The organism is Rhizobium quercicola (assembly GCF_021168455.1).
Taxonomy (GTDB): domain Bacteria; phylum Pseudomonadota; class Alphaproteobacteria; order Rhizobiales; family Rhizobiaceae; genus Ferranicluibacter; species Ferranicluibacter quercicola.
The window spans coordinates 26,268-37,827 of sequence record NZ_JAJOZR010000010.1 but is presented as its reverse complement, the minus strand read 5'-3'; the positions used below and the strand labels follow the sequence as shown (position 1 = coordinate 37,827).

Below are 11,560 nucleotides of genomic sequence, written 5' to 3'. Positions count from 1 at the left end.
GCGGCTCTTTTTTTGCCTTAATCCGGCCGCGAGAGGGGCGTAATCACAGAAGTGTGGATGTTAACCCTTTCTTAAGAATAGACTTGCGTGAAATGCGCTATGAGACCATTCTTCACCTTGAGAAGAGCGGCGTTAGAAACTTTTTATCGACCCGCCCGTTACCTGACCGAGTGAATGCGTCTAACCAGGGAATGAACCATGTCCGAACGCGGATTGAACACCGTCAGTTTTGCAGGCCACGCCGCAGCATCGGCACAGTTCAAGGCGCTCTACGCTGAGGGCATGGGTCTGGTCGAGGAAACCGCAAGCTACCTCGACGGCCACGGTCGCGCGGCCTCCAAGGTCCTGCCGCGCATGGCATCGGTTCTCTACGCTGCGGAATCCATGCGCCTCACCACCCGTCTGATGCAGATGGCCTCCTGGCTGCTTCTCCAGCGCGCCGTCAACAATGGCGAGATGACCCGCGACCAGGTGCTGTCGGAAAAGAACAAGGTCCGTCTCGACAGCTTCAACGTCGACCGCACGGCACCCGGCTGGTCCGACCTTCCCGAAGGCTTCCGCGACCTCATCGACCGCTCGCTCCGCCTCCAGAACCGCGTCGCCCTGCTCGACCGCGAAATCTACCGCCCCCAGGAAGCCGGCAATTTCGTGCCCGACAACCAGAACGGCGTGAAGGCCCAGCTGAACCTGCTGCAGACGGCGTTCGGCGCGAGCTGAGGTCTTAGGCAGTCAGATCGGATGAAACGAGCCCGGCATGCCGGGCTTTTTCGTGTTTGGTGGACCGGATATTTTCGATCACGGCACAAGGGTGTGACGGCCCCTCATCCGGCTGCCGCCACCTTCTCCCCGCAGGCGGGGAGAAGGGACGTGTGGCGCCGGTGCGGCAAGCGGCGGACACTTCTTCGTCGCAAACCTTGCCTGCAGTGACCCTCGCGAAGCCGGCCGCGCAGTCCCTTCTCCCCGCTTGGCGGGGAGAAGGTCCCGGCAGGGGGATGAGGGGCGGACACACCCACCGACCGCTCTTCAAACGCAAAAAAGCCCGGCGAACCGGGCTCCTTCGATACATATGCGCATCCAGCGCGCCGAAACGACGCGGCCACCGAAGCGGATCTTAGAGGCCGAGGCCTTCGAAGCGCTTCTTGAACTTGGAGACGCGGCCGCCGCGGTCCATGAGCTGCTGGTTGCCGCCGGTCCAGGCCGGGTGCGACTTGGGGTCGATTTCAAGGTTCATGGTCTGGCCTTCGGAGCCCCAGGTCGAGCGGGTCTCGTACTCGGTGCCGTCGGTCATGACCACCTTGATCATGTGGTAAGCGGGATGGATATCAGCCTTCATAACACTCTTCCTGCAGTTCCCGGGTCCATTTGTCGCAACCACTTGCGGCTGCGGGACCGAACACGATAATGAAGCCGCAGACCGCATTTCGGCCAACGTCTTTTCAATTGGATGCGGTGCCTATACATGAAGGCCCAAGAGATAACAAGGGCCATCGCAGGGCCCGAGAGCAAAGCGGGATTTCGACGATCCCGCTGCGAGACGCGTGAAATGTTTCGCCCGGATGCCGGGCGACGGGAGGACAGTGTGGCGATCGACAACGACAAGGCGACAGGGGCCACGCGAAACGTCCGCCCGCTGGCCGGGCTGCTTCCCTATGTGAAACGCTATCGCGGCCTCATGACCGGGGCCGCCATCTGTCTCGTGGCGGCGGCGCTGACCACGCTGACACTGCCGCTGGCCGTGCGCCGCATGATCGACCACGGCTTCTCCAACTCCGACAGCGCCTTCATCAATACCTATTTCGCCATGCTGATGGTGCTCGCCATCGTGCTGGCCCTGGCGAGCGCCGGCCGGTACTTCTTCGTCGTCACGCTCGGCGAGCGGGTGGTGGCCGATATCCGGCGCGAGGTGTTCGACCACATCACGCGGCTGTCCCCGGCCTTCTTCGACGTCAACCAGTCCGGCGAGATCGTCTCGCGGCTGACGGCGGACACGACGCAGATCAAATCGGCGGTCGGCGCAACCGCCTCCGTTGCGCTGCGCAACATCATCCTCTGCCTCGGGGCCATCGCCATGATGGTCTATACCAGCCCGAAACTGTCGAGCCTGGTGTTGATCGCGATCCCCGTCATCGTTTTTCCGCTGGTCGCCTTCGGCCGCAACGTTCGCCGCCGCTCGCGGCAAGCCCAGGACAGGCTGGCCGGCGCGTCCGCCTATGCCAGCGAAGCGATCGGCGCGATCCGCACCGTCCAGGCCTTCAACGGCGAGGCGACCGCGATGACGCGCTACGGCACCACGGTGGAGGACGCCTACCGGGCCGCGCGCGGCGCGATCACCGCGCGCTCGGCGCTGACCGCCTTTGCCATCACCATGATCTTCGGCAGCATCGTCGCCGTGCTCTGGTTCGGCGCGCAGGACGTGCTGGCGGGCACGATCTCGCCCGGCACGCTCGGCCAGTTCCTGCTCTATTCCGTCTTTGCGGCCGGCAGCCTCGGCGCGTTGTCGGAGGTCTGGGGCGAGCTTTCGCAGGCGGCCGGTGCTGCCGAGCGGCTGCGCGAGCTGCTGCAGGAACGGCCCGCGATCACGGAGCCGGACAACGCGACGGCCCTGCCGCAGCCTGCCATCGGCCGGGTCGCGTTCGACACGGTCCACTTCGCCTACCCGACGCGGCCGCTCGAGAAAAGCCTGAAGGGCTTGAGCTTCGCGGTGGAGCCGGGACAGACCGTGGCGATCGTCGGCCCCTCCGGCGCGGGCAAGAGCACGCTCTTCTCGCTGCTCCTGCGGTTCTACGATCCCGACAGCGGGACGATCCGGCTCGACGGGATCGACATCCGTGCTCTCGCGCCGCAGGCCTTGCGCGGCCGGGTGGCGATCGTGCCGCAGGACGTGACCATCTTTGCGGCCACCATCCACGAGAACATCGCTTTCGGCACCCCGGGCGCCACGCGGGCGGCGGTGGAGGCGGCGGCCATCGCCGCGCAGGCCGATCCCTTCATCCGGGCCATGCCCGACGCCTACGACACGCCGGTCGGCGAGCGCGGCATCACCCTGTCGGGCGGCCAGCGCCAGCGCATCGCCATTGCCCGCGCCATCCTGAAGGATGCGCCGGTGCTGCTGCTCGACGAGGCGACGTCCGCGCTGGATGCCGAAAGCGAGACGCTGGTGCAGACCGCGCTCGACGGGTTGATGCGCACGCGCACGACGCTGGTCATCGCCCACCGGCTGGCGACCGTGCTGAAGGCCGATCGCATTCTGGTGATGGATCAGGGCCGCATCGTCGAGGACGGCACCCATGCCGCGCTGGTGCGCCAGGGCGGGCTCTATGCGCGGCTTGCGCGTCTGCAGTTCGACCAGGGCGCACAGGCGCTGAACGTCGCCAATCTCTGACCCCTCTGGGTAGCTTTCCACCCATATCGAGCCCGCGTGGGTGAAAGGTGACCCACGCGGGACGGCCGGCACCGGGACGCGGCGGCTTTCACGCCGGAAGACGGTTGTCGGCGCCCTCCCCCCGATGTCACTCTGCAAACCGGCCGGCGCTTTGGAGAATGCGCCGAGCCGGATCTCAGACAGTGACGGGAGGAACGCGATGTCTGTCTTCAAATCCTTTTTGACCGGAACGCTGCCGGCGCTTGCTCTGGCCTTGCCGCTGGCCATGGCCACGGGGCATGCGCGGGCGCAGGACTTTCCGGAGCGCACCGTGACCATGGTCGTGCCCTTTGCGGCGGGCGGCTCGACGGACGTGGTGGCGCGCATCGTCGCGCAGAAAATGTCGGACGATCTCGGCCAGCAGGTCATCGTCCAGAACGTCGCGGGTGCCGGCGGCAACCTCGGCGCGACCAACGTCGCGCGCGCCGACGCGGATGGCTACACGATCCTCATGGGAACGGTGGCCACGCACGCGCTGAACCCGCTGATCCTGAAAACGAAACCCTACGATCCCGAGACGGATTTTGCGCCCGTCTCTCTTCTGGTGCTGGTGCCGAACGTCCTTGTCGTCAATCCGGAGCTGCCGGCAAAGACGGTGGCAGAGCTGATCGCGCTCCTGAAAGCCGACCCGGAAAAATATGCCTACGCCTCCTCGGGCAACGGCACGCCGCTGCATCTCTCGGGCGAACTCTTCAAGAAGATGGCCGGCGTCAGCATGCAGCACATTCCCTACAAGGGGTCCGGCCCGGCGTTGAACGACGTGATCGGCAATCAGGTGCCGATCATGTTCGACAACCTGCCCTCGTCCTCCGGCCACATCAAGGCCGGCACGCTGCGGGCGCTTGGCGTCACCACGGCCGAACGCGCGGCCTCCTTCCCCGACGTGCCGACGATCGCCGAGACCGTTCCGGACTACGAGACCTATACCTGGAACGCCCTCTTCGCCCCGGCCGGCACGCCCGAACCGGTGATCGCCCGCCTGAACGCGGCGGCGAAAAAGGCCATGGCCGACACGGACGTCGTCGCCCGCATGAAGGACTTCAGCGCCACCATCGTCGCCTCGACGCCGCAGGAACTGAAGACGCATGTGAAGGCGGAAATCGACAAGTGGACGCCGGTGGTGAAGGACGCGAATGTGACGCTGGATTGAGGGAGATCGCCTTTAACCGACCAGCCCCTCATCCGGCTGCCGCCACCTTCTCCCCGCACGCGGGGCGAAGGGACCTGGAGGCACGGCTTTCGCCACATATCAAAACACCGAGCATGCCACGTCCCCTCGCCCCGCAGGCGGGGAGAGGGTTGGGGTGAGGGCCTATCGCCAGCGCGGAATGTTTGCCGTGCCCCTCGCTCGCTCTACTTCTCCGTCAGCTTCAGCTCGATCCGGCGGTTCTGGTCGCGGGCTTCCTTGGTGTCGCCCTCGGCGATCGGCTGGAACTCGCCGAAGCCGGCTGCGACCAGGCGGCCGGGGGGGACGCCCTTGGAGATGAGGTATTTGACGACCGACGTGGCGCGGGCCGACGAAAGTTCCCAGTTGTCGACATAGCGGCCGGCGCCCGACAGCGGCACATTGTCCGTATGGCCATCGACCCGCAGCACCCAGTTGATCTCGGCCGGAATTTCCTTGGCGAGATCGAGCAGCGCCATCGCGAGCTTGGCCATCTCCTCCTGCCCCGCCGGGTTCAGCTCGTTGCCGCCGGAAGGGAAGAGAACTTCGGACTGGAAGACGAAGCGGTCTCCGACGATGCGGATGTTCTCGCGGTCCGACAGGATTTCGCGAAGGCGGCCGAAGAAGTCGGAGCGATAGCGATTGAGCTCCTGTACGCGCTGGGCCAGGGCCACGTTCAGGCGGCGGCCGAGATCGGCAATCTTGGTTTGCGACGTCGCGTCACGCGCTTCGGAGGCCTGGAGGGCGCTCTCGATGGCGGCGATCTGGTTGCGCAGGGCGGCGATCTGCTGGTTGAGGAGATCGATCTGGCTCATGGCCCGGCCGCTCGCCTGCTGTTCGGCTTCCAGCCGTCCGGTGAGATCGCCGATGCGCTGGTCGGCCGCAGCCGTGCTGCCGCTGCCCTGATCGAGCAGGGATTGCAGCCGCGAGCGCTCGCCCTCCGACGTCGCGAGCGACGCCTGCAGATTGGCGAGCGAATCCTCCAGATCCTGCTTGCCGCTCTTTTCCAGCGCCAGAAGCTGGGTCAGCTCGTTGATCTGGCTGTTCAGCCGCGTCAGCACCTCGTCCTTGCCGCTGATCTCGCGGCTGAGCAGGAACTGCGCCATCACGAAGACGGAGAGCAGAAACATGATGGCGAGCAGCAGCGTCGACAGGGCATCGACGAAGCCGGGCCAGTAATCCACGGTGCGCTGGTGGCGACCCCTGCGAAGCGCCATCTCAGTCCTGTCCCGTCTCTTCGTTCGCTCGCCGCGGCACCGGCAACGTCTTCCGGTCGTTGTCCGACAGTCGCGCGGCCAGCTTGTCAAGCGTGCGGCGCATGGAGCGCGCCTCCTCCTGCTGCGCCTCGATCCAGTCGCGGAGCATCTGCTGCTCGCCGCGCATGTTCTTCACCAGCCCCTGAATGCCCTCGGCAAGGCTTGCCATGGCCGCGGTGGTGCGCTGGCTGGTGCCGCCCTCCTGCGTCATGCGGCTCAGCTCCTCGGCGATCAGCCGCAGATCTTCGGAACGATCGCCCGTGCCCGCATCCGAGCGCACGTTCACGTCCGAGCTGACATCGGTGACGGAGGACAGCCAGTTTTCCAGTTCGGTATAGAAGCGGCTCTGCGCCCGGCCGGCCTGCAGGTCGAGGAAGCCGAGGACCAGTGAGCTCGCAAGGCCGAAGAGCGAGGTGGAAAAGGCCGTGCCCATGCCGGTCAAGGGCGCGGAAAGACCGGTCTTCAGCGCCGAAAGCACGTCTTCCGTGCTGCCGCTGCCGGCATCCAGCGACTGGATGACGGTGTTGATGGAGCCGATGGTGCCGAGCAGGCCCCAGAAGGTGCCGAGCAGACCCAGAAAGACAAGAAGGCCGATGAGATAGCGCGACGTGTCGCGCGATTCATCGAGCCGGGTGGCGATGCTGTCGAGGATGGAACGGAGCGCGGCGGTGGAGATCGCCATCGAATGCCGCTTGCCGATCAACGCGCGCATGGGGGCGAGGAGAACCGGATCGCGCCCGACCTTGTCGGCGCTGCCGGCGGCGCGGAAGCTGTTGAACCACCGCACCTCGGGCCTCAGCGCCAGAACGTGGGTGAAGACGAGGAGAATGCCGATCAGCAGCACGCCGAGGATCAGACCGTTGAGGCCGGGATTGCTCAGGAAGGCTGCCTGCGCCTGCCGGAACAGGATGGCCCCGACGAAACCGACGATGATGAGGAAGATGACCATGGTCCAGAAGAACACCATGGGGCTCGTCAGCTTGTTGGGATTGTAGTCCCCGCCCTGCTCCGCATCCCATCCAGACAATGTCAGTTTCGCCATGCCGCTTCTCTCGATTCCCAGCCGGCCGCCCGGTCATCTCTCGGCCGGGCCCGGCCATATGGCGCAGACCCTACTGCATAATGGACCAAACCGGAACGGTTCGCGCACAGTTTCTGCAGGAGATCGACGACCTGGGCGAGCCCCGTGTAACCGCGGCGCCGGGAGGATATCGACGCGGGAAAACGGCGGAAGTGGGACGTGCCGGCGCGAGCTCCGGCAGGTCCGAGGGGATGACGTGGCCGGATTACTTGCCCGGCATGGGGCGGTGCAGGACCTCGTGCAGCGCCTTGCGGATATATTCGTTGCCGGCGATGATCGAGCCGTCCTCGATCGGCTTGTTGCCGCCGTCGATATCGGCGATCCAGCCGCCCGCCTCGCGCACCATCAGGATGCCGGCGGCCAGATCCCACGGCATCAGGTCGCGTTCCCAGTGGCCGTCGAACCGGCCGGCCGCGACATAGGCAAGCGCCAGCGACGGCGAGCCGAGGCTGCGCACGCCGGCGACTTCGCCCATCACATGGCGCAGTTCGATGAGGTGGTTGCCGTGGTGGCCGCGGCCGAGGAACGGCGTGCCCGAGGAAATGACGGCATCCGACAGGCTGCGGCGGGCGGCCACGCGCAGACGGCGATCGTTGAGGAAGGCCCCGCCGCCGCGCTCGGCCGTGTAGAGTTCGTCGGTCGCCGGGTTGAGGATGACGGCCGTGACGATCTCGCCCTGACGCTCCAGCGCGACGGTGATGGCGAAATGGGGAATGCCGTGCAGGAAGTTGGCGGCGCCGTCCAGCGTATCGACGATCCAGCGATGCGCGCCATCCGTGCCCACGACCTCGTCGCCGTCCTCGCCGAGATAGCCATAGGTCGGGCGGGCCTTCATCAGCTCCTCGCGCAGGATCTTCTCGGCCTTGCGATCGGCCTGCGACACGTAATCGCCCGGCCCCTTCATGGAGACCTGCAGGTTCTGCACCTCGCCGAAATCGCGGGACAACGACTTGCCCGCCTTGAAGGCGGCCTGGACCATGACGTTGAGAAGGGCGGAACGGGCCATTTCGGGCTTCCTCTGAAAAAAGCGCCGGAGAGAGGACCGGCAGATCGCGGGGCTGTCACAGAACGGTCGGCGACGACGGCGTCCTTGAAGGAGACCGGGGATCAAGCCGACAACGCGGCGGATCGTCCTGACGATCCACCGGGCGGCGCTTCAAGACCACAGATCCCGGCGCATTTCAAGTCCCTGGACGCAGCGGGGTGCGGCCCGAGGGCGTGGGGGGCTCAGCCCCGAACGGCCCGAAAGCGGTTCGCCGCTTCGCGGGCTGCCTTCTGCTGCTCTTCGCCGATGCCGAGATAGAAGTCCTCGAGATCGTCGTCCTTGAGGCCCGCGCGGCGCGACAGCACGTACCACTTCGCCGCCTCCACGGGATTGGGCCGCGTGCCGATGGCATTGATATAGAGGTGCGACAGCTTGTTCTGGGCGACGACATTGCCGGAATTCGCCGCGCGCAGCATCCAGCCGAACCCCTGTTCGAGGTTGCGGCTGCCGCCGACCCCGTCCACGAGCCAGATGCCGGCATCGAGCTGGGCCGTATCCACCCCGGCAGCAGCGGCGCGCAACAGCCATTCCCGCGCGCGCGCGCGCTTCTCGTCGGGAATGCCGTCGACATTCAGATAGATCTGCGACAGCGCATATTGCGCATCGGCAATGCCCTGGACGGCGGATTTCTCGTAATAGGGCAAGGCCGCCTTCAGCCCGGCCTGCCCCGGCTGGTCGGCGACCAGCAGCTGGCCGTAGTTGAACTGCGCGGACGCATTGCCCCGGTCGGCCGCCTTCTTCATCAGCTCCTCGGAGCGGGCCTTGTCGCGCGGTACGTCCCGCCCCTCCATCAGGAGGATCGCGTATTTGAACATGGCGGAGGGATCGCCGGAGGCCGCGGCCTGCCCGTACCAGAAGGCGGCATCCTTCGGCTTGCGCGGCACGCCGAGCCCCTGGGCGAAAATTTCCGCCACCAGCGTCTGCGCCGAGGCATCGCCGAGCTGCGCGCGCGGCAGGGCAAGCTCCATGGCCGTGAGGTAATAGCCGCGCTGGAACGCGCCGTAGGCGTCGTCCGCCTTGCCCTCGAAGGGTTTTTCAGCCGGAAGTGCGGGAAGGGCGACGCCCATGCGCTCCAGCACGTTGACGCCGCCGGAGGGCGCGATCTTGCCGTCGGCGGGCTTCGCCTCGCCGCCCGGACGCCGCAGCGCCGGGATTTCGCTTTCCGGAAGGGCCGCGCCGTTGAAGGGGGTGATGCGGCCGCGCTTGGCGGTCACGCCGGTGTCGCCCGTCGCTTCCGTCTCCGGCCCGGTCGCGGCGTCCGTCTCAGCCGCCGCCGGCGTTTCGGCCGGGGCGACGATGGCCGTGTCGGGCTCGACGCCCGGAAGCGCATCCTGCGCGCCGGCAGGCAGGCCCGCCACGCTCACAGAGAACAGGGCAGCGGAAAAAAGGCGGAGACGGGGCAAACGATCCAGCATGCCCGGTCTTAAGCGCCAAACCGTGGCGCTTTTTCGTCAAGCAACGCATTGACCTCTGCAATCACGGCGGCAGCCCGCTCCGGCGCTTCGAAAACGGCCCGGTGCAGCGCGACGAATTCGGCGCCGCTTTCGGCGACCACGAGGGCAGAGGCCGGGTCTGCACCGCCCATGACGATGCAGGGAATCTCGATCATCGACGACCACCATTCGCCGAGCGCCACGTTCTTCGCATGCGCCTCCGGCTTGATGTCGCCGTTCAGCTTGCCAAAAAAGATATAGTCGGGCTTCGCCTCGCCGATCTCCAGCGCATGATGCCGGTCGGCCGCATTGCCGCCGCCGACGATGAGCTTCGGCGAGAATTTCTCCATCGCCTCGCTCATGGCCTCGTGATTGCCCTCGACATGCAGGCCGTCGGCGCGGGCCCGCCCGGCAACCCGGGTATCGCCCGCGACGAGCGCCGCGGCGCCGGCTTCCTGGATGATCGGGACGAGCGCTTCGGCGTGTTTCTGGAAGGCCTGATCGTCCAGCCCGTATTGCGGCACGATGACGGAGGCGACGTCGCCCCCCTTCAGGGCATCGCCGACGATGCGGGCGCGCTCCGTGGCATCCGCGATATCGGGAACGATGAGGACGAGGCGGCAGCGATTGTCGGTCAGGCTCATGAAGGTGCTCCGGCAGGCGACGGGGGACGTGCGTCTGCGTGTTGTCTGTGCGCCAGCGATACCCGCTCGCGGGTCGGGGATCAACCATGCCAGGACAACCCTCCCGAAGGGGCAACTCTACCTGAGAGAGAAAATTCAAAAAAGCATGCTCGCGAACCGCGAGTATTAGCAAGTTGCGAAAAATAGGTTGCAGCAACGCACAATTTACTTGATGACAATGTGCATTTCTAATAACGTTCTAATATGTCAAATCTGTCACCCTTCAATGCCATCGCAGACCCGAATCGCCGCTACCTGCTCGAGGAGCTTCGGCGCGCGCCGAAGACCGTCAACGAGCTCGCCGAAGGCTTACCGATCAGTCGTCCGGCGGTTTCGCAGCATCTCAAGGCTCTGCTCGATTCCAACCTCGTTTCCGTCTCGCCGAACGGGACCAAGCGCATCTACCAGATCAACAAGCCGGGATTTGACGTCGTCAATCTCTGGCTGGACCAGTTCTGGGCCTAGTTGTCCCTGCGCATACGGCTATCGGCCGCACGCCGACCGCGAAGTGTCGGCTCGCGCCTGAAGATAGCCGCCGCAGCGAGGGCAAGGCCTGAACCCGCCACCGGAACGCCCCTTGGGGCGCTTGCCGCAAAATCCTCAGCCGTTCCCGCTATCGTGCACGGTCTGCGCGACTTGCGTCGAACGAGGCTGCGACACGCGTACCTCGGCGTTGCAGGGCGAACCCAATTTTCGGGGGGATTGCCGGCATCGGGCGCGGGCTACACGCGCTGTTCGAGGCCTCGTGGACGTCGCGCAGGCGTCGCATTCTGAGGTCTCGGGACAGCCGGTCTGCCGCAATGTTCGCTTGTGCTGTGCGGCGACGACGACCGCATCTGCCTGCGCGATATTCCGTCACAATTCACGCCTCGGCTCACCCTGCACCCGCCATCGTCATGCCGTGCAGCTGGATAACGGCTGTTTTGGGACGAAGTCTCGCGCGCCGTCGTCCGATTCCCGCCCCGCCGGCGGCAGGTCGAAGGGCTGCGCGGGGCGGAGTCCGCCCGAATTCCTTCCTCCCGATCGCTCCCGTTCCTGCAGGGCCGCAGAATCAACCGATGTGTCCGAGCTTGAAAGACGATGGCCGCGGACAACGCCGGTCGGCCGATCGCCGGGATCGGCGCTCCGACGCCGGTCACACCGTTTTTCGCGCGCCGGAAAAGCCGACGCCTCGCAGACGGTGTTGACCGGTCTGCGAGGCGTCTTGCTTCAAAAGCGCGGACCTTGCGCCGTCATGATCGGCTGGGTCCGGCTATCCCGTGAATTTCCCTGGAGAGAATGCTTTACGTAATCAATGAGTCGTCGAACGGATCTTCGTGATCTCGTCCTTCAAACGCAGCTTCCGACGCTTGATCGTGGCAATATACTCGTCTTCCACAGACGGTCTCGTCAGAGCCGAATGCAGTTCTTCTTCGAGAGCACCGTGTTTTTTCTCAAGCGTTGCAAGATGAGCCTCAATGTTCATGTGGCAGTCCC

Annotated in this window: 11 protein-coding genes; 4 read left to right on the top strand and 7 right to left on the bottom strand. The window is 65.7% G+C overall.

The features are described 5' to 3' along the window. The first annotated feature begins 198 nt into the window (after positions 1-198). A complete protein-coding gene (gene rcdA / locus LRX75_RS15900) occupies positions 199-717 on the top strand; it encodes a protease adaptor protein RcdA (protein WP_113150016.1) in 519 nt (172 codons plus the stop codon). A gap of 394 nt (positions 718-1,111) precedes the next feature. On the opposite strand, the gene rpmE is transcribed toward rcdA, so the two are convergent. Next, the gene (gene rpmE / locus LRX75_RS15895; protein ID WP_018327882.1) at positions 1,112-1,333 is read right to left on the bottom strand and encodes a 50S ribosomal protein L31; all 222 of its coding nucleotides are present in this window, start codon (positions 1,331-1,333) and stop codon (positions 1,112-1,114) included. Positions 1,334-1,579: 246 nt separating this feature from the next. On the opposite strand from rpmE, the gene LRX75_RS15890 reads away from it, so the two are divergent. Beyond that, the gene (locus LRX75_RS15890) at positions 1,580-3,382 is read left to right on the top strand and encodes an ABC transporter transmembrane domain-containing protein (protein WP_420851213.1); all 1,803 of its coding nucleotides are present in this window, start codon (positions 1,580-1,582) and stop codon (positions 3,380-3,382) included. A gap of 265 nt (positions 3,383-3,647) precedes the next feature. After that, positions 3,648-4,571, top strand: a complete 924-nt coding sequence (locus LRX75_RS15885; RefSeq protein WP_231815844.1) for a Bug family tripartite tricarboxylate transporter substrate binding protein — start codon at positions 3,648-3,650, stop codon at positions 4,569-4,571. Between the two features lie 203 nt (positions 4,572-4,774). On the opposite strand, the gene LRX75_RS15880 is transcribed toward LRX75_RS15885, so the two are convergent. The 5 genes from LRX75_RS15880 to LRX75_RS15860 all read right to left on the bottom strand — a co-directional run bounded on the left by LRX75_RS15880 (position 4,775) and on the right by LRX75_RS15860 (position 10,045). Beyond that, entirely contained in the window at positions 4,775-5,803 is a 1,029-nt protein-coding gene (locus LRX75_RS15880) for a peptidoglycan -binding protein (protein ID WP_231815715.1), read from the bottom strand. Between the two features lies 1 nt (position 5,804). After that, positions 5,805-6,884: a MotA/TolQ/ExbB proton channel family protein gene (locus LRX75_RS15875; RefSeq protein WP_231815714.1), complete on the bottom strand. Its 1,080-nt coding sequence runs from the start codon at positions 6,882-6,884 to the stop codon at positions 5,805-5,807. Positions 6,885-7,128: 244 nt separating this feature from the next. Further along, a complete protein-coding gene (locus LRX75_RS15870) occupies positions 7,129-7,929 on the bottom strand; it encodes an inositol monophosphatase family protein (protein ID WP_113150022.1) in 801 nt (266 codons plus the stop codon). Between the two features lie 221 nt (positions 7,930-8,150). After that, positions 8,151-9,380 carry a tetratricopeptide repeat protein gene (locus LRX75_RS15865; RefSeq protein ID WP_420851218.1) on the bottom strand — a complete coding sequence of 410 codons (1,230 nt, stop codon included), beginning with the start codon at positions 9,378-9,380 and terminating at the stop codon, positions 8,151-8,153. Between the two features lie 11 nt (positions 9,381-9,391). After that, positions 9,392-10,045, bottom strand: a complete 654-nt coding sequence (locus tag LRX75_RS15860; RefSeq protein ID WP_231815712.1) for a thiamine phosphate synthase — start codon at positions 10,043-10,045, stop codon at positions 9,392-9,394. Positions 10,046-10,288: 243 nt separating this feature from the next. On the opposite strand from LRX75_RS15860, the gene LRX75_RS15855 reads away from it, so the two are divergent. After that, positions 10,289-10,549 carry an ArsR/SmtB family transcription factor gene (locus tag LRX75_RS15855; RefSeq protein ID WP_113150025.1) on the top strand — a complete coding sequence of 87 codons (261 nt, stop codon included), beginning with the start codon at positions 10,289-10,291 and terminating at the stop codon, positions 10,547-10,549. An 826-nt stretch (positions 10,550-11,375) separates the two neighbouring features. On the opposite strand, the gene LRX75_RS15850 is transcribed toward LRX75_RS15855, so the two are convergent. Next, the gene (locus tag LRX75_RS15850) at positions 11,376-11,549 is read right to left on the bottom strand and encodes a YdcH family protein (RefSeq protein ID WP_113150026.1); all 174 of its coding nucleotides are present in this window, start codon (positions 11,547-11,549) and stop codon (positions 11,376-11,378) included. Positions 11,550-11,560 lie beyond the last annotated feature (11 nt).